This is a genomic window from Nitrosopumilaceae archaeon, from assembly GCA_035631875.1.
GTDB lineage: Archaea > Thermoproteota > Nitrososphaeria > Nitrososphaerales > Nitrosopumilaceae > TA-20.
On record DASQHX010000011.1, the window covers coordinates 240,222 to 257,663 of the forward strand.

General features: G+C 34.0%; 26 protein-coding genes and 2 tRNA genes. 10 read left to right on the top strand and 18 right to left on the bottom strand.

What is annotated here, in order from left to right:
* Window positions 1–83: 83 nt before the first annotated feature.
* Genes VEU72_08345 through VEU72_08355 form a run of 3 tightly spaced genes read right to left on the bottom strand, consistent with a single transcriptional unit; the run spans window position 84 to window position 1,034 of the window.
* A complete protein-coding gene (locus VEU72_08345; protein ID HYL67139.1) occupies window positions 84–422 on the bottom strand; it encodes a winged helix-turn-helix domain-containing protein in 339 nt (112 codons plus the stop codon).
* A gap of 58 nt (window positions 423–480) precedes the next feature.
* The gene (locus VEU72_08350) at window positions 481–693 is read right to left on the bottom strand and encodes a PEFG-CTERM sorting domain-containing protein (GenBank protein ID HYL67140.1); all 213 of its coding nucleotides are present in this window, start codon (window positions 691–693) and stop codon (window positions 481–483) included.
* Window positions 690–1,034, bottom strand: a complete 345-nt coding sequence (locus VEU72_08355) for a hypothetical protein (protein ID HYL67141.1) — start codon at window positions 1,032–1,034, stop codon at window positions 690–692. The genes VEU72_08350 and VEU72_08355 overlap by 4 nt, the downstream gene beginning before the upstream one ends.
* A gap of 162 nt (window positions 1,035–1,196) precedes the next feature.
* Between VEU72_08355 and VEU72_08360 the strand changes: the two genes are divergently transcribed.
* Complete coding sequence (locus tag VEU72_08360) at window positions 1,197–2,648, top strand: RtcB family protein (protein ID HYL67142.1); 1,452 nt, start codon at window positions 1,197–1,199, stop codon at window positions 2,646–2,648.
* Window positions 2,645–3,097, top strand: coding sequence for a DNA-binding protein (locus tag VEU72_08365; GenBank protein ID HYL67143.1), 453 nt, complete (start codon window positions 2,645–2,647; stop codon window positions 3,095–3,097). Before VEU72_08360 ends, VEU72_08365 begins: the two co-directional genes overlap by 4 nt.
* Before the next feature lie 28 nt (window positions 3,098–3,125).
* Here the strand turns inward: VEU72_08365 and VEU72_08370 are convergent, their stop codons facing one another.
* Entirely contained in the window at window positions 3,126–3,581 is a 456-nt protein-coding gene (locus tag VEU72_08370) for a DUF6328 family protein (GenBank protein ID HYL67144.1), read from the bottom strand.
* A gap of 97 nt (window positions 3,582–3,678) precedes the next feature.
* Here VEU72_08370 and VEU72_08375 point away from each other — a divergent pair, with 97 nt between their 5' ends.
* Window positions 3,679–4,002 (top strand): hypothetical protein, encoded by a 324-nt coding sequence (locus VEU72_08375; GenBank protein HYL67145.1) that lies wholly within the window; start codon window positions 3,679–3,681, stop codon window positions 4,000–4,002.
* Here VEU72_08375 and VEU72_08380 read toward each other — a convergent pair.
* From VEU72_08380 to VEU72_08390, 3 genes are read right to left on the bottom strand one after another with little or no spacing between them, the layout of a single operon-like run.
* Window positions 3,999–4,403 carry a 30S ribosomal protein S11 gene (locus VEU72_08380; protein HYL67146.1) on the bottom strand — a complete coding sequence of 135 codons (405 nt, stop codon included), beginning with the start codon at window positions 4,401–4,403 and terminating at the stop codon, window positions 3,999–4,001. The genes VEU72_08375 and VEU72_08380 overlap by 4 nt on opposite strands.
* Before the next feature lie 30 nt (window positions 4,404–4,433).
* Window positions 4,434–5,390 (bottom strand): thiamine-phosphate kinase, encoded by a 957-nt coding sequence (gene thiL, locus VEU72_08385; GenBank protein HYL67147.1) that lies wholly within the window; start codon window positions 5,388–5,390, stop codon window positions 4,434–4,436.
* Window positions 5,359–6,672: a phosphomannomutase gene (locus VEU72_08390; GenBank protein ID HYL67148.1), complete on the bottom strand. Its 1,314-nt coding sequence runs from the start codon at window positions 6,670–6,672 to the stop codon at window positions 5,359–5,361. The genes thiL and VEU72_08390 overlap by 32 nt, the downstream gene beginning before the upstream one ends.
* Window positions 6,673–6,725: 53 nt before the next feature.
* On the opposite strand from VEU72_08390, the gene VEU72_08395 reads away from it, so the two are divergent.
* Window positions 6,726–6,799 (top strand) — tRNA-Thr (locus tag VEU72_08395).
* A gap of 311 nt (window positions 6,800–7,110) precedes the next feature.
* Here the strand turns inward: VEU72_08395 and VEU72_08400 are convergent.
* Both VEU72_08400 and VEU72_08405 read right to left on the bottom strand, forming a co-directional pair.
* On the bottom strand, window positions 7,111–7,287 hold the full coding sequence (locus VEU72_08400; GenBank protein HYL67149.1) for a hypothetical protein: 177 nt from the start codon (window positions 7,285–7,287) through the stop codon (window positions 7,111–7,113).
* 79 nt (window positions 7,288–7,366) lie between these two features.
* Window positions 7,367–7,648: a winged helix-turn-helix domain-containing protein gene (locus VEU72_08405; GenBank protein ID HYL67150.1), complete on the bottom strand. Its 282-nt coding sequence runs from the start codon at window positions 7,646–7,648 to the stop codon at window positions 7,367–7,369.
* Between the two features lie 134 nt (window positions 7,649–7,782).
* On the opposite strand from VEU72_08405, the gene VEU72_08410 reads away from it, so the two are divergent.
* Window positions 7,783–8,346 carry a YkgJ family cysteine cluster protein gene (locus tag VEU72_08410; protein ID HYL67151.1) on the top strand — a complete coding sequence of 188 codons (564 nt, stop codon included), beginning with the start codon at window positions 7,783–7,785 and terminating at the stop codon, window positions 8,344–8,346.
* Between the two features lie 306 nt (window positions 8,347–8,652).
* Here VEU72_08410 and VEU72_08415 read toward each other — a convergent pair whose 3' ends face one another.
* The 3 genes from VEU72_08415 to VEU72_08425 all read right to left on the bottom strand — a co-directional run bounded on the left by VEU72_08415 (window position 8,653) and on the right by VEU72_08425 (window position 10,799).
* Window positions 8,653–10,407, bottom strand: coding sequence for an AIPR family protein (locus tag VEU72_08415; protein ID HYL67152.1), 1,755 nt, complete (start codon window positions 10,405–10,407; stop codon window positions 8,653–8,655).
* Window positions 10,408–10,464: 57 nt separating this feature from the next.
* A tRNA-Cys gene (locus VEU72_08420) sits at window positions 10,465–10,536 on the bottom strand.
* Between the two features lie 41 nt (window positions 10,537–10,577).
* Window positions 10,578–10,799, bottom strand: coding sequence for a histone (locus VEU72_08425; protein ID HYL67153.1), 222 nt, complete (start codon window positions 10,797–10,799; stop codon window positions 10,578–10,580).
* Window positions 10,800–10,942: 143 nt separating this feature from the next.
* On the opposite strand from VEU72_08425, the gene VEU72_08430 reads away from it, so the two are divergent.
* The 3 genes from VEU72_08430 to cgi121 all read left to right on the top strand — a co-directional run bounded on the left by VEU72_08430 (window position 10,943) and on the right by cgi121 (window position 12,841).
* Entirely contained in the window at window positions 10,943–11,701 is a 759-nt protein-coding gene (locus tag VEU72_08430) for a TatD family hydrolase (protein HYL67154.1), read from the top strand.
* A gap of 31 nt (window positions 11,702–11,732) precedes the next feature.
* Window positions 11,733–11,990 (top strand): hypothetical protein, encoded by a 258-nt coding sequence (locus VEU72_08435; protein ID HYL67155.1) that lies wholly within the window; start codon window positions 11,733–11,735, stop codon window positions 11,988–11,990.
* A gap of 71 nt (window positions 11,991–12,061) precedes the next feature.
* Window positions 12,062–12,841: a KEOPS complex subunit Cgi121 gene (cgi121, locus tag VEU72_08440; protein ID HYL67156.1), complete on the top strand. Its 780-nt coding sequence runs from the start codon at window positions 12,062–12,064 to the stop codon at window positions 12,839–12,841.
* Here the strand turns inward: cgi121 and VEU72_08445 are convergent.
* The 5 genes from VEU72_08445 to VEU72_08465 form a co-directional block, all read right to left on the bottom strand.
* Entirely contained in the window at window positions 12,830–13,351 is a 522-nt protein-coding gene (locus VEU72_08445) for a THUMP domain-containing protein (protein HYL67157.1), read from the bottom strand. The genes cgi121 and VEU72_08445 overlap by 12 nt on opposite strands.
* The gene (locus VEU72_08450) at window positions 13,348–13,947 is read right to left on the bottom strand and encodes an L-threonylcarbamoyladenylate synthase (GenBank protein HYL67158.1); all 600 of its coding nucleotides are present in this window, start codon (window positions 13,945–13,947) and stop codon (window positions 13,348–13,350) included. Before VEU72_08450 ends, VEU72_08445 begins: the two co-directional genes overlap by 4 nt.
* Before the next feature lie 388 nt (window positions 13,948–14,335).
* The gene (locus VEU72_08455) at window positions 14,336–14,602 is read right to left on the bottom strand and encodes a winged helix-turn-helix domain-containing protein (protein ID HYL67159.1); all 267 of its coding nucleotides are present in this window, start codon (window positions 14,600–14,602) and stop codon (window positions 14,336–14,338) included.
* Window positions 14,603–14,609: 7 nt separating this feature from the next.
* Window positions 14,610–15,245 (bottom strand): hypothetical protein, encoded by a 636-nt coding sequence (locus tag VEU72_08460; protein ID HYL67160.1) that lies wholly within the window; start codon window positions 15,243–15,245, stop codon window positions 14,610–14,612.
* 50 nt (window positions 15,246–15,295) lie between these two features.
* The gene (locus VEU72_08465; protein HYL67161.1) at window positions 15,296–15,502 is read right to left on the bottom strand and encodes a hypothetical protein; all 207 of its coding nucleotides are present in this window, start codon (window positions 15,500–15,502) and stop codon (window positions 15,296–15,298) included.
* Window positions 15,503–15,573: 71 nt separating this feature from the next.
* Here VEU72_08465 and VEU72_08470 point away from each other — a divergent pair, with 71 nt between their 5' ends.
* Window positions 15,574–15,849, top strand: coding sequence for an iron transporter (locus VEU72_08470; GenBank protein ID HYL67162.1), 276 nt, complete (start codon window positions 15,574–15,576; stop codon window positions 15,847–15,849).
* Here the strand turns inward: VEU72_08470 and VEU72_08475 are convergent.
* Entirely contained in the window at window positions 15,846–16,307 is a 462-nt protein-coding gene (locus VEU72_08475) for a hypothetical protein (protein ID HYL67163.1), read from the bottom strand. The genes VEU72_08470 and VEU72_08475 overlap by 4 nt on opposite strands.
* A gap of 78 nt (window positions 16,308–16,385) precedes the next feature.
* On the opposite strand from VEU72_08475, the gene VEU72_08480 reads away from it, so the two are divergent.
* Window positions 16,386–17,390 carry an adenylosuccinate synthetase gene (locus VEU72_08480; GenBank protein HYL67164.1) on the top strand — a complete coding sequence of 335 codons (1,005 nt, stop codon included), beginning with the start codon at window positions 16,386–16,388 and terminating at the stop codon, window positions 17,388–17,390.
* Window positions 17,391–17,442 lie beyond the last annotated feature (52 nt).

Here is a 17,442-nt window from a genome sequence, read left to right on the forward strand (position 1 = left end):
TAAACCTACTTACGTCAACACTCTTGAGCTAATTTTTGGCAAGGTTAAGAGAAGAGAGATTATTATGATTTTGTATCTATACCTTAAAATCTTACTTTTATTGACTGTGCAATTTCTATGAATTTTTGCAACTCTTGAAAAAATTGTATTCCCTTTTCTGTAACAACGAAAGTATGATTTCTATTATTACTTGCAGATTCTACCAATCCTGCATCTATTAACTTCTGACATTTCTCAATTACTGCATAATGTGATAGATTGGCTCTTCTGGCTATTGAAGAAATTATTGCTCCGCCTCTACCATTATCCATGGCTACACCTAAAATCTCTGAAATTATGCCCATCTCTGATCTGTATTGCTGTTTTGAAATGTTCTTACAAGTTTGTAGTTCCGATTTTCTATTTAATTGCCTAACTATCATATCTCATCAATGAGGATGATATAACTAATTTTATTTTAGATTTCGGTAACAAAGTTCACTAACATGGTTTGCTAATTGTTTTATATCGTCTCGAAAATACTACAACTCCAATAATTGATATTGTAATAACAAAGCTTGTCAATGATCCAAATTCTGGTGTTGATTGATTGTTGATTTTATCTTGTGTCGAACCTATCAAAGTAGCAATAATTGTTCTATCTTTTGCATAGGTAAATGAAACTGTTAAGCCATCATCTCCTGACGCAGTCAAGAGTCCGTCTGTTGACCACAAACTGGTGAACAAGTTGATGTGGTTCCTGATAAAATTACATAGCCTGCAAAAACGCCTGTGTTCATTCCTGTTTCAACCAGTCTGTAAGGTATGCTGCTCTCTCTGGTAGATATGATTATTTTGTTCTCAGGATCATCTCCTATTGTATCTATTGCATATGGATTTGAATTAAAATCAGGTGCGTTAATAACAATATGAATCACTGAAGTTGGTGAATACGAGTCTCGGTAAATAAGAATCGGGGATCCGTTATCACTAACGATAGTGTTTTGAGTAAAAATAGAAGAATATGCTTGGGCGTCTGATTCTACTGATGACAAAATTATGATTAATGCCAATATAATAAAATAATCTACTTTGTTTGAGTCTATATTCGTATGTGAAAGATCCTTCTGAAATAATATGAAGTATTATTGATTCTGTGAAAATCAATCTGCTTATGATTTAAATTGTGCAGAAATCCGCTTTTCTCACTGAGCTAGATGGCATCATTAATTCCAAAAAAAATTGGGAACATGGAATATAGAATTGAAGCTGATTCAAACCGAGGAATGAAAGTCCCTGTTACGATATATGCAGATGAGGCATTAATGCAAAAAATGATGACTGATAGAACAATTACACAGGCAATAAACGTCTCAACTTTGCCTGGTGTACAAAAACATATTGTAGTTTTACCAGATGGACATGAAGGATACGGATTTCCAGTAGGAGGTGTTGCTGCAATGGACGCAGAAGAAGGAATGATTAGTCCAGGAGGTGTAGGTTACGATATTAACTGTGGTGTCAGACTAATACGAACAAATCTTACTGAAAAAGATGTAAGACCAAAACTTAAAGACCTTGTAACAGAACTTTTCAATTCAATTCCATCTGGAGTTGGATCAAAAGGATCTGTCAAATTGAATTTTTCAGAACTTGATGAAGTATTGGTAAAAGGAGTACGCTGGGCTATCGATCACGGTTATGGTTCAAATGATGATGCAGATGTCTGTGAAGAAAATGGTCAGATAAAAAATGCTGATCCAAATAAGATATCTCCAACAGCACGAAAACGCGGAGCTCCACAACTTGGAAGCCTTGGTTCAGGTAACCATTTTCTTGAAGTTCAAAAAGTACAAGAAATCCATGACAAAGAAGCTGCAAAAAGAATGGGCATCTATAACGAAGGACAAATTACTATTTTGATTCATTGTGGTTCTAGAGGTTTTGGTCATCAAGTATGTAGTGACTATCTTAGAGTTTCAGAACAAGCACTACAAAAATACAATATAACATTAGCTGATAGAGAATTAGCATGTGTGCCAAATTCATCTGAAGAAGGAGAATCATACAGAAAAGCAATGTTTGCTGCCTTAAACTATGCTTGGAGTAATAGGCAAATGATCACACACTGGACAAGAAAGGCCTTTGAACGAGTCTTCAAACAATCAGAAGCAGATTTGGATATGAAATTAATCTATGATGTTGCCCATAATATTGCCAAGGTAGAAAAGCATAAAATCGATGGCAAGCTGAAATCGGTAGTCGTACATAGAAAGGGTGCAACCAGAGCATTTCCAGCAGGAAGAGATGAAATTCCGCAAAAATACAGAGACTTGGGTCAACCGGTCTTTATTCCTGGTTCTATGGGTACTGGTAGCTGGATTCTTTTGGGTCAACCTAATTCCATGGAACTAAGCTTTGGTTCAACAGCACATGGTGCAGGAAGAATGATGTCAAGATCTGCAGCTAGACGCAACTTTACTGAGGTACAAGTACAAAAATCACTTGTAGATAAAGGAATTTTCATCAAAGCTCTTACAAGAGAAGGAGTAGTGGAAGAAACACCAGAGGCTTACAAAGACGTGGATGCTGTCGCTAATGTATCACATGAACTTGGAATCGCAACCAAAGTTGCAAAACTTGTTCCAATTGGAGTAATTAAGGGATGAGCGAGGAAGATAAAGAACTAGAACTTTTAAAAGCAAAAAGATTGCGCGAGATGCAAAAAAATATTACAGAACAACAAAAACAAGAGGAACTAAAGACGCAGAAACCTTCTACACCAAACGCTCCTTCTCCAAGAGAAATTCTTGTAAAACAACTAGGTTATCGTGGTCTGGAAATTCTTCAAAATGCAGAAAGTCAATTTCCAAATGAAACTAAAATGGTTGTAGACAAGCTTGCTGAGCTTATCCAGTCAGGAGAAGTCACAGAAATAATTGACGGTGGAAAACTACTTGCTCTTTTTCGCTCTATTGGAATTCGTGTTAGAGTAGAAACTACTATTCATGTAGAAGAAGATGGAAAGCTTGTTTCATGGTCTGATAAATTGAAAGAGCGTACAATGGAATCTAAAGAAAACACTTCACAAGAAACTTCTGAACAAAATACTCTGTAACCTTAAACCTAATCAACAATGAATAAAACTAGTTCTGAGTTTTGAACTTTCTTAATCGGTAAAATGCATATATGAGCACAAAAGGTATCGTGCCAACTAAGAATGAGAAAACAATATTTCCTACCAAAAAGCTCATGGCAAGTTGTAAACCCAAGAATAGTGTGATCATTGCGGGAATTAAACCAAATAATGTGAAACGATGACTCCGTTGCTTGAATTTCTCAAAATCAATATACGGGTACTCTAAATGGTGATAAATTATAGGCATTATAAAAAGTGAAACTGATGTAGTTATTGAAAGTAAAGATATCAAAATTATGATTTTATCTATAAGAATAAAGCTGGCAGAGGAACTTATAGAGATATTTAACAAAAATCCAAACAGAAAACCTGAAAAAGATGTTAAAATCGCACTTTCTCTTAATACTGCTCCGTAGTCTTTGACCAAATCATCTTTTTTTTCTTCATCATCTTTGTCAACCAATTTTTCTATCTAAAACATGCATAACTTTGATCACAAATGAGGCTTTCCATTTCCACGATTTAGTTAAAGACAAAAGTGGGTAAAAAACTGATATACCATGAGCTACAAGGCAGTAATTGTTGAAATTGCTACAACAAAATACGAAACTGATAGGGAACTTATTTCTGCAGCAATGGAACGACTTCAATTATCTTGTGGAATAAAAGATGGCTTTTTGATAAGTGATCCAATGGAAAGATTTGGATGGGCTTTTTTTAAAATATTATTCAAAGTAGAATTACTTCTTGCTATGCAACAAAAGCTAGCGGATCAAATTGCAATCTCGAAAGGTAAAAAACACGAAGATAAATTTGTCAATTTTCTAATAAATTATTTTGAATATAATAATTGTAAAGTAAAAGTAAAACTATTGGAATCTTAAACTCTTCTTCCTCTTTTACCGCCTTTTTTGCGGGTTGTGTCATGTGGTATTGGAGTTACATCGTCTATTCTTCCAATCTTAAAGCCACCTCTTGCTAGTGCTCTTATTGCTGCTTGTGCTCCGGGACCTGGAACTCTAGCTCCTACTCCGCCTACTGCTCTTACTCTAATGTGAAGACCAGTAAAGCCTCTGTCATGTGCAACTTCAACAACAGCGCCTGTGGATTTCATGGCTGCATATGGAGAGGATTCGTATCTGTCTGCATTTACATGTCTTCCTCCAGAACTAATTGCAACAGTTTCGGCACCAGAGAGATCTGTGATGTGAACAATTGTATTGTTATAACTACTATAGATATGGGCAATTCCCCATTTTTCTTTAGCTTCTTGTTCCGACAACATTTCAAAAGCCACTTATGGGTTTAAAAAACATTAGGATTTGAAATGAAGCCAGCCGCACTTTTTCACAGGAATTAGTTTGTTTCCTTGACAGTAAACAACATTTCGACCATTTATAACATATCCAATTTCAAATAAGGGCGTTTTGTACATCTTTGCTATTTGTCTAACTTTGTCTAAATTATGTACTGATACGGTAGCTACGATTTCATATTCTTCACCACCACAAAAAATAAGATCTGCTAATTTGATTTTATTTGTATTTGCAAACTTTTCTACATCTGGTTTGGTAGGAAGTTTTGTAATTACAAATTTTTTTCTACTTTGTCTGCTCATCTCGTTTAAAGTAGCAGATAATCCATCACTTGAATCCATTGACGATGAAATATAGTCTGAAATTCCTAAACCAAATTCTAATCTTGGGGTTGGTTTGTTTACATGTTGTTTACATTTTTTAATAAACTTTGCATCTGCTTTAAGATGAGCTAAAATAATTTTCAATCCAGCAGAACAATAACCAAATGGGCCAGATGTAATAATAACATCATTTATCCTAGCACCGCTTCGTTTGACTATTTTTTTTGAAATGCCAAACATGGATATGTCAATTACTAATTCCTTTCCCTCATTTAGATCTCCGCCAACAATTTTGATGCCATATTCTTTTGATGCCATGGAAAAACCAGCAGCCAACTTCTTTATTTTGGATCTAGAAAATCCTTTTGGAATTGCAAGAGAAACAGTAGCATATTGCGGCTTTATCCCCTTACAGGCAAAGTCACTCACACATGCAACCATACTTTTTCTAGCGATCTCATTATTTTTCATGCCTGGAGGCACATCTGTGCTTTCAACTAACATATCTGATTTGGCTATAACGATATCTTTGTTCATTCTCAGAATTTCTACATCCTCAGGTACGAATTTTGACTTTCTTCTAAAACTTTGCTGAAATATTTTAATTATTTCTATTTCGTCTGGCTTGTTCATAGCTTTGATTAACTAACTCTGTAACTTGTTTCTGAATAGATCTTGCTTTTTTCAAATTATTTGATTCAGTGGATATTCTTATGATATGTTCAGTATTTGATTGTCTTACTAGTGACCAACTATCTTCATCAATGATTAATTTTATTCCGTCAAGTGTAATTATTTCACTGTATTGTTTTTTCATTTTGTTTAATAAAATTTGTAATGTTTTTTTATGAAATACCGATCCTACTTCAACTTTAGTTCTGAATTGGAAATACTGCTCCATGAATTTCATGACATCAGTAAAGGTTTTGGTTCCAAGCATGCCAGCTATTAATCCACTAGTCAATATTCCATCTCTGCACATGTTGAATTCTGGCAAGATAAATCCTGCACTACTTCCTTCGCCTCCTGCATGTGACTTGGTTTTTATCATTAAATCTACTACATTCGCTTCTCCTACTTTTGATCTTTGAACTTGACCTCCATGTGTTTTGATAAATTTCTCAATAGAAACACTAGAATCTATACTCAAAACAAAGCGCTTATATCCTATCTCAAGTGCTTTTGCAATGCCTAAACCAAGAGTTATGTCTGGTGCTTGTTTTTTTCCATTTTTTACAACTACTAATCTATCTCCATCAAGATCAAACGCAAATCCTATGTCACACTTTTTTGTTGCTAAACATAGCTCTGTAAGGTTCTCATATGTGGGATCAGGACCATGTGAAGAAATTCCAGGCTTTCCGTTGATTTTCTGTATCTTGCAACCAAGAGTTTCAAGCATTTTTGGTGCAACTTCAAATGCTGCCCCGCCACCAACATCTATTGCAACTTTTGGTGATCCTTTTACCTTGCCAACTAATTTTATGGCATCTGATATGTATTTAGAATTTGTCTCGAATTCTAAACCAATTTTTTCTTTTGAAAACTTGTTTTCCCGAGTAATCCATTCTAATTCCTTTTCATTTATACCTCTTCCATTTATGATGAATTTTAGGCCATTCCACTGCAGGGGGTTGTGTGACGAAGTGATTATGATACCACTTCCATATTTTCGTGATTCTCTAAAAGCCACAGGTGTTGGTGCAATTCCTAAATTGTATACAGCGAGTCCTCTTTCCATCAAAGAAGCAATGGCAACCTCACTTACAATTTTACTTGAGGGTCTTGTATCTTGAGCAACAACACATTTTTTTGATTTTACTAACAAAGAAAAATTCTGACAAAATTTTATTATGTCAGTAAGGTTTAGATCACGACCAAAAATTCCTCTTACCCCAGAGATGGATACTTTCAATGAATCCAAAGCACAAAGGCTTTTTATAAACTCTGATGACATTGCGAACCATTGCCTCGATAGCTCAGCCTGGTAGAGCGAACGCCTCGTAAGCGTTAGGCCGTGGGATCGAATCCCACTCGAGGCTTTATCATTAAAATTGAGTTTTATTATTTTCCTGTTACAATAACTGTCTAATTTGGAAAGTTTTATTATTAAAATTAAATCTATAAACTATGACTCTTTTTTTTGAATTCCTCAAGACTCTCTATATCTATTTCTAGTTCCTTACCCAATCCTTTCCACCAATCTGAAATATCTGCCACGTCTTTCCTCTTTTCTTACACCAAGATCCACCTTTATAGATCTGTCTATTTTCTTCTACTTGATTAATTTAAATGAAAAATTCGTTTATATAAATAAAAAGAAACAGCGATCAAAAGATTCACTCAAAAATTTTCAAACATTTTTCTCTTTAGCTTTTTTCTTTTTTGCTCTGTACATGACAACTCCTAGAGTACCAACAGCACAAAGCCAAAAAAGCGTCATGTTAGGACCACTTGATCCTCCGCCAAACATGGCATAAATCATGCCTCCTATCAAAGCAAAACCAATGGCTTCTAGTGTTTTACTCATAAATTTCTAAAATCTGCGTATTATATTAAAGATCAAAAATAGATTAGTTTTAAAACATTCACTATGGCTTGTTTTGGATTTAAAGATCTAAACCAAAAGTATCTGCAAGGGTTTGGAAGTTCTTGTATGATTCCAAGTATTGTTTGCCCTTTGGGGTTATGACAAAGGCATTTTTGCCATCAAATTCGATTTTGTTTATTAGATTTGCGCCAGTAAGATTATCGATAAATTTGCTTAGTCTAGAATGTGAAAGATTAGCTTTTGTTAAAAGCGAGGTTACGTTTATGCCGTTTGCTCCACTCTCTTCAGTAACTGTAAGCAAATCACTTACTATCTGCATACTAGTTCTATAGGTGACCATATTTAGTGAACATATGATTTGGTGATATAAGGGTATTACGCTGATCTTCAACTATTGTACGAAGAATATTATCTAATCCTCATCTAGAAAGACCTGAATGCAAGAGTTTTATCCATTTTTAACGCAATAATAATGTGAATTTTGAATGTATCCAAGATTGTTCAAACTGTTGTATTGAAAGAGAATATTATCCTACAATAAAGTTTGGTAAAATAGGCGTTCTAATTTTACCTGAAGAAAAGGAAAAAATAGAATCATATGCAAAAACCCACAATCTAGAAATTTCAATTCTTCCACGTATTGGTATTTCGCATGAAAAATCTGATGGGCCAACAGAAATTATTGCATATCAGTTAATGGGAAAAGACTCTAACGGTAATACATGTCCTTTTTTGGATACTGAAAGTAATGAAAAGTCTCCACACGGTGGATATAAGTGTAAAATATATCAAAACAGACCCCTTGCTTGCAAAGCATATCCTGTAATTGAATCATCACCTGTAGTTTTGGATTCAAAGTGCAAATTTTGTGAAAAATGTGGGATTACTGCTACAAATGTAAATCAAGAAATGGAATCACTTGTTAATATTAAAAATAAAATGAAAACAACTGCTCCTTTTGTATGGAGATACGCTACTGGTATATGTGATGAACACAATAAAAATAAAATTGCAACTGGTTGGTTTTTAGAAATTTAAGATTTGTTTACTCTTTCATGAGTTCCTGGATAAGTTTCAAAGATTTTTTGTGAATAACATTTACTACACAAAAATCCTTTGATATTCCATTTTTCCATTGGATGATAGACATGATCCAATGGTCCATTACATAGGGAACATTTTTGATTTTCTTCCAACGTGATAACATTTCTTAATTTTCGTTATAAAAATCATGTTAAATACTACTATTTTATAGAATAAAACTGCGGTAGATTGGATGGCTAGATGCGGACCTCCTGCAAGAGACCTTATCGGTCACCCGTCTGCCGCTATTTGTTTTAAAACTTAGAAAAGATCTTGTACTATCTTTTTTATACTGCCTATCTCGTCTTCTTCTTGTTTTATTTTCTTCTCAATTACTCGTATCATGGCATCTTGCCATACGTGATGAGAAAAGAAATTATGATACGTATTTGCAGCAGTCATCTCATCATCTACAACGGTATCCTCTAGAAATTTTGTTACGATGATATCTGTGAGTTTTAAAATTCGTTGATTTAGTTTCAAACTCTTGAAAATGGGTTCAAGCTTAGCTATATCTTCCTTGAAATCCCCTTTTGTGAGTAGAATTTTTTCATGTAGAATTTTAAAGTATACTGCTACAAAAAAGAGTGTTGCATATCTCTTTGTCTTATGACCACCTTTCTTTCCATAATTTAGTATTCTCTTGGCATATTCTTTTACAATGTATGGATACAAAAGTAATCTTAAATCGTCTTTGAGTCTCTCATTGAAAACTTCATCATATTTGCTACCGCGTGGCAAAAATTGTGCAGGAGAGCTGTATGACTCTGTAGGGCGTTGTTCTATTCCAGCTACAAATGCCTGTATAGCATCTTTTGCAACAATTACTTTTTTGTGATTTTCAGGAAGATACTTGTTATATGTTGGATCTCCACCAAATTCGCTTTGCTGTGATTTTGTCTTGGAATCAAAAGAACCAGCTTGAATCTCATAGAAATATCCAAAGTTTTCCATTTGTGATTTAATTGATTTGTGGAAGTCCATAAGGGAAACCAAATCTTTTCCTCTCACTGCATTTTGGGAATTTCTATATTTTGTAATGTTATTTTGATCTTGTTCATCAGCAGCTTTGATAATTGTTACCGTTATGCTACCCTCTAGATTATGGGTACGTTTTGCATGATCTAAAATCGAATTTGATGTCTGAGCACCGTTTACTATTTGTGGTGCATGTAAAAGTATGGCATTTTCCTCCAATTCTTCAAAGTCACTTACCACAATGGTGATTCCATTGTTATAATAGAAAAATTTGTTAGGTGATTCCTGAAGGGTCTCTCTCAGACCTTTATTCACCGTTGTTTTGAATTGCATCCATTGTCTAATATTAGATTCAAAAACATAATCGCGGTTTTTTGTAACAAAGTTTGTTAATTCTCTTAGTTTTAAAATTCCAAGTAAAGTGTTTTGATATTTCAGTTTACTTTCAAGTTTTATCGAAGCTTTTTTACCTGCAGCCGGTTTTTTTATTCTATCCCAAAGCCGTTGAACGATTATTTCAATATCAAATATCTCAAGTGACTCTTGATTTTGATAATCTACTTTTTGATCTGTAACATATACGCATTCAACTTTTAGATTTTTTTCTCGTATTTGAGTTACCAAGCGAGCTAATTCTGGCCGCATTTTTGTAATGTCTTTGTATTGTAAGTTCCTAACATCTTCTTTGAACTTGGCAATTGCTTCCATGGAATGCGAAGTGCCATACTTGGATTGAAAAAGATAGATTTTATCATCAGAAAAGTCAACTGGAAGATATGCATCTATGCCTAGATCATTTGCGCCATCTACTATAGCATCAGTTGCGTCATCCTCAGTTGCTTCAAAAACCCTAGTGAGCACCCAATGAAGAAAGTTATGTCCTTTTTCTACTTCACTTTGCGCATCTTCTGAATATTCTTTTATACTATCTCGAATATTTTGTGCAAAACCTTCTAGAGGCTGTCCATTTGTAATTTGTTGTAAAACAGGACGAGCCCCAGGGATGAATTCTAATAAACCGTTAGATCTTTCCGTCAAACTAGCATGATTAGAAATTGGTGTATTTAGAGAAGTTGGTTATTATGATATAATAAAAGGTGAGGAAGGGATTCGAACCCCTATAGATTCGCTTTGCAGGCGAACGCATAGCCGCTCTGCCACCTCACCGTACTCAAAAAAGATTTCAATGAACAATTAAATCTTTTAGATCAGAATTTTGCAAACTGTTTTGCAGCAAGCCTGACGTCTTCAGCCTTTACAGTCTTTCTTCCTGCATGTACTGACATGTCAACAGCACTTTTTGCTATCGCAACTCCAATTTCTTCTAGAATTCTTCTTAATTCATCTGCTGACTCATCACTAACTCGTTCTGCTCCAGATTTTTTTAAAATGCGATACATTACAGAAAGACCAAATTCAGATGATGTCATGTGATGATTTTTCTTAACTTTCATAAAAGACTTCAAGTGGAAAAAAACCTACGTAGGAATCGATTTCTACAGACTAACTTGATGTCACCTTTTTATGTATATTTCATGTGTTACTATTTTAAGGACAAAAACAAAGGTTTTGCATGAGTTGGCTTACTGATGCCCACATTCATCTTTCCGATGATGAATTTTCAAAAGATATGCCATTTATTGTTAATTGTATGGATAGATTGAGAATACGAGCTTGCTGTGTATCCATGGATCTTCAAAGTTCAAAAAAAACACTTGAAGTTAGTAAGAAAAGCAATCTGATATTGCCATTTATCGGTATCCATCCTGAGAAGGCATCTTCAAATGATTTAGAGCAGGTTGTCAATCTAATAGAAGAAAATTCAAAATATATTTCTGGAATAGGTGAAATAGGACTTGACAAAACATATGTTTCCGATGAAATTGGATTCAAAAATCAAGAATTGGTTTTCCATAAAATGCTATCATTAGCTGAAAAACTGAAAAAACCAATCTCCATTCACTCTAGGGCAACATTGGAAGAAATATTGTCCATATTACCATCTTATTCGATTTCTGGCATCTTATTGCATTGGTTTGCAGGTAGTAAAAAACAACTAAAAACAGTAATGGAACGTGAGTATTTTGTTTCATATGGACCTGCTATGCTGTATGCAAAAGATAAACAAGTTTTACTTTCAGAAACTAGCGCAGAAAGAATTCTTGTAGAAACAGACGGCCCTGTGAAATTTTCACGATGCTTTGGATTTAAAGTAGGACAGATATCTTTTCTTCCAAGTGTTGTATTTTGTGCTGCAAAAGTCTTACACACAACATATGATGATATTTCCAACCAATTAGAGCAAAATTGTAAGCACTATCTTGGTGTATAGGTATAAAAAACCCCTGCTGCCAATCGAAGACGTGAACAGAATCAAACGAATTTCAACAGAGGTACTAGCTATCTATAAAGAGAAATTTGGAACTGATTTTGCACAAAATAAAAAAATCCTCGATCAAGTTGCTATTGTTAGATCTAAAGGCCTCAAAAATGAGATTGCAGGATACATTACGACATACATTAAGCGTGAGATTGAAGAACAAAATGAGAAAGAAGCTCAAAGAATAGAAGCAACAGAATCTGTTGAGCCAGAAGGACTAGAAGAAGAAATATTAAATTAATTTTATATCTGAATTTGCTCTTGTCATCCTGAATCAGAAATTCAATATAGGTAAGAATCTACATTTGATTAATGATAGCGATAAAACTTCTAGGAGGAGCAAAAAAATCCTTTTCTACAGATAAATTAGAAATTGATAATGACTCGATATCAGTATCTGAATTAATAGAACTCCTTCAGGAAAGGATTCCAAAAAACTTGGAACAATTAGATATAAAAAATATATTAATTGCAATCAATGGTATAGATTCTTCTACCTTGGAAGGCTTGGCAACTATTCTCAAAGACGGAGATGTAATTAGTATAATTCCTGTAATTCATGGCGGAAATGTGAAAAGAATATGGTTCAACATATTCAAAACTAGAATAGAATTGATAGGAATAAAAAATGATTTTGATGATCCAATAAAATTTCTTGAAGATTTACGTCAAAAGCACACAGATTTGATAATTCAAGGTATTTGTTCTACTTATGTTCTGAACTTGGAACATGCAAAAAAAGTAATTACAATTTCTCTTGTAGCTCAAAAAACTGATAGTATGCTTTCAAACAAACTTGAAACAGATATTTTAATGCGATTTGCCTGTACGAGACAAATTAATGAGGCAATTCAAAAAGTTGGCATGAAAAGACGAGAAAATTTTATTTTGATAGCAATTGGAAAAAAATTATCTCTTGATAAACTATATTTCTCATTGGAACATCTCTTAACATCTACTGTTTTTTCAAAAAATAACTCTAATTTTCTAAAAAAAGAATTCAGAATATCTGCAAAACAACTACAATCAGTTGTGTCTCATACCCCACTTGAGGATTTGCTTGCAGAAAAATCAGCTGTACTATTCAGATAAACTGCGTTTTAATTTTTGAGTACTCAAAACATCATTTTCTTTTAATATTGAAATACCTGTCTTGTTTCCAATAATCTCTACTAGTATTATCCAATCAAATTTTTCAAGTGATACTTTGTTATCAATTTTATCTGCAATTGCATCAATTATTTCCTTTGTTGAAATAGCAGAATGTCTCTTCTCAACTGTTATTCTATAGGTATCCTCAACTCTCATTATTTTTGCATGATTGAGGACAGAATTCACTATGTTTTGTTTTTCAGTAATTACTGTTTCCTGAATAGGTATAATCCTATGACAATATCTCATACTCCATGGTTCTTCCAGAATCTTTTCTTGAATTTTTTTAATTACTAAAAATGGTTCAAGTGTAGTAATACAAACCACAATACCAGAAAGATTTGTTATGCTTATCTTACTGTTATTGTCTCCAAAACTTTCTAGAATCGTGGTTATTTCTTGAGCAGCTTCATCCTCAAGATGGCGACTGGATGTTACAATTAGATTCAAAGTAATGCTGTTAGCTCCGTTTTGGTTATTTTTCCAGGTCTTAATATTTTCAAATTACCTTCAACTATTTCTACAATTGTGGATTCACTAGAATTTAATATTCTTCCGCCATCTAAGAAAACATCGAATCCTGAAAAATTCTCTAGTACTTCCTTTGAATTAGAAAATGATGGATTTCCAGAATGATTTGCACTAGTCCCAACCATGATTCTACATTCCTTCAAAAGTGATAGTATACAAGTATGATTAGGAACTCGTACAGCAATTTTGTCATCTAACTTCATAGACTCACTAATTTCTTTATCTTTTAATTTTAAAACTAGGGTTACCGGTCCTGGCCAGAACCTGTCTGCAATTTTATTAGATAATTTATCAAATATGGCAATTTTTGATATCTCTTCTTTTGAATATCCAAGGACAGGCAAATTTTTGGATTGTGACCTTTTCTTTATACTGTAGATCGCATCAACAGCTTTTGGATTTCGTGGATCGCATCCTATACCATAAACTGTATCTGTAGGAAACACAACTAAACCGCCTTTCTTTACTGTAATGGCAGCTAATTTGATCCCATCTGGATCGCAAGCGACAATCACGATTTTTTCAAAAGGAGATGAAGTAAATTATGTCTTGTTATTAAACAATATAAGATTGGTTGACGTACCGTATCTATGGATGAAGAAATTCAACAATGTCAATGTCCACCTGGAGGCGAAACATATGTCAATGAAGACGGTATGGACATCTGCGTTTCATGTAATGGTTGGGTAGGAGCTTCCGTCTAAAGATTATTGTTGAAACACCATTCCGAGGAACTTCAACCATCTACATTTTATGTTTCAAAACCAAAAATAGATGCCAACCTAAATCCTTAATAGTAATTTGCTTTTGTCTACTGACGATGTCCGACGAATTAGATAATGATTTTGAGGATGATTTTGATGATGATATAGAAAACGAAGAAGATGCAGAAGAAGATAAAAGCTAAATTCTTAAACCAAATGTTTCTGCAAATTCTCTGAATCCGCGATATGCCTGCAAAAATTCTCTTCCTCTTGAACTAATCTTATACTTGCATGCTCTATCAGAGCTTGTTTGTTCTAAAAGGCCTTGTTGCACTAATGTTTCTAAAATTTTTGATATTCTTCCATAAGAGATGTTAGCTTTTCGTATGAGATAGGTAACACTGGCACCCGTCTCATCTGGTACCTCATCTCTTGTAGTAGTAAGTATATCACCAATTATACTCATGTGTGTTCTATATATTGCCGCCAAATTTCATACCTCTTAATGGAACTTTGGAAATGGGTACAAACAGTGCTCCCAATCCTACTATCTTAGTTGAGATTGATATCACATAAAGGACTGATTTTGGAAACACTACAGAATACCACCCAAGAAATTCTCCTAATGCAAGTAGCCCTAGACCAGAAGCAACGAAAATCGTACTAGTCTTCCTGTTTTCCATATATGACATTATTGTCTCTATTGTCCCATATACCAGTAGGATAAAAGAAATTGACCTTATAATATGCTCAATTGAATTACCTGGAATGATAAAAAATGGTACAACAATTGATTTCAAATATCTTGATTTGGGGAAAAATGACTTGATGCCATGAGAAAATGCGATAAAAAAATATCCCACTGTCTGAATTCCAATTCCTAAAGTTTGGATTCCTGGTTCTATTTTTCCCGAATGAACGAAAAAAGAATCGCCAATGTATCCCAATCCTACAACACCAAATCCTATGCTTATTGACAAAAAAGCAATTGTTAAACGGAAAAGTGTTGGGCTTCCAGTATTTTTAAAACCAATATGTGCAAAAATTCCTATGAGCAGACCTACTCCAAAACCTACTAAATTAAGAATTATTTCAAGTACAAATTCCAACTAATCGCAGTATCATTCAAAATTAATTAAGTCTTACAGGTAAATTTTTTCTACCAATCGTCAAGAGTTCCAGATGTGGTACCTTCTGTAGCCGAAGCATAATCTCCTAGAACATCAGAATATCTGGCATCTTTGTATGTAAGATATTTTACATATTCACCATATGTCATATCAAGTGAACAATGCGAACATTTGACAAATGAAAAATCATCTCCCATCTCTGCTATATCATTGCATTTTGGGCATTTTATCTTCACATTATATCTATGTTAATTACGCTAATATCTCTTTATTAAAAGAATAAATTGCGACAATTTGTTGTCACATTATGGTAAAAATATGTACCAAATGTAAAAAAGAAATTCCAGCAGAAGTAGAACTTGATCTTATGGCTGCAAATTATCCATGCTGTACTGAATGCTGGGCTGAATGGAAACAATACAGAGTTATGGTTATGAATGAAATGAAGCTTGACATGTCAATGCCAGATCACAGAAAGGTTCTCAAAAAATATGAAAAAGTCTTTGTTGGTGTTTTAACACCTGAAGGCGACATTGTAAACTTTGCCGATGAAAACAAACGAAATCCAGAAAAACCAACTTAAATTCCAATCTCCATTTTTGCTCTATCTGGTATCGTGAGAAGTAGTCGCTTTTTTTTATTATCATTCAAAACATCAGTTATTTTTTTAACTGATTTAGAAATTATGTCCTTTTCACCTTGATTCAAGGATAGATACACTTCCAAAATTCCATCTAGATTAAATAAAATGATTTTTTGTGGATTTTCTGTAATTTCGTTGATGTATGTAGTAAACATGACAGTTCTTTGCTCTTCTGATAAAGTACTTAAAATTTCAAGCCAAGTCTTAAACAGTTTTGAAAATTTATCAAATGGGATTGTAGGTCCAGCTTGGAGAGCATTATTTATTATCTCCATTTTATCTGATGATGACATTGAAAAAAACTCGATCAATCTTTTTTTCAAAATAGGTTTTCGAAGAAACTCTGGAAGATTTGCTAATGAAATTATGATATTTCCAGCATAGTTTGGTTCTGACAACAAAATTGCACTGACTCACTTTGTTAAAATTGTATTGGTATAATTTGGCTTAAATATGTCCAGCTATGTTTTCCTTGTATGCCTTCAACAGTTATTGTGGGTGGATTTTATGGAGATGAAGGGAAAGGTAAGATAATTTCTTATCTTGCAATGAAAGATAATCCGGTGATTGCTGTAAGGGGTGGTGCAGGTCCAAATGCTGGTCACACAATTGAATATGACAATAAAAAATACAAAGTAAGAATGTTACCAAGTGCATTTTTGAATAAAAATACTAGGCTTCTTATTGGACCTGGAGTAGTGGTAAGTCCAGAAATTCTTTTAAAAGAAATAGAAGAATTTGGGGTATCGGATAGATCATTTGTAGATTTTCAATGTGGAATTATTGAAGAGTCCCATAAAGTAGCTGATTCTCAAGGTAGGTTGAAAGAATCAATTGGTAGTACCGGTTCAGGTACGGGACCTGCTAATGCAGATAGAGCAATGAGAACGCTAAAGTTAGCTAAAGACATCGATTCTCTAGCACTTTATCTTGAAGATGTACCTAATGCCATTAACTATGCTTTACAACAAAATGAGAATGTTCTTGTTGAAGGAACACAAGGGACATTTCTCTCATTATGGCATGGAACATATCCGTATGTTACATCTAAGGATGTTACTGCATCAGGAATATGCTCTGATATTGGACTAGGACCAAAGAACGTAACTGATGTAATGGTGGTTTTCAAGGCTTATGTGACCAGAGTTGGTACAGGTCCTTTAAAGAATGAACTTTCTCCAGAACAAACAACTACAAAAGGATGGCAAGAAATTGGAACTGTAACTGGCAGACAACGAAGAGCAGCTGAATTTGATTTTGAACTTGCAAAAAGGGCAATTATGCTTAACAGCGCAACTCAAATTGCCATAACCAAGCTTGACGTAATTTTCCCCGAATGTGTACACATGCAGTCTTTTTTGGATCTTAGCTCACCAGCAAAATATTTCATCAAATCAATTGAAGATCAACTTAAGGTACCAGTCACTCTTATTGGTACTGGCCCAGACGTAAATGATATAATTGATCGACGAGAATCATAGAGATTAGAATAGTAACTAACTACCTTTTAATGGGGTATTTTTTTCAAGAAAT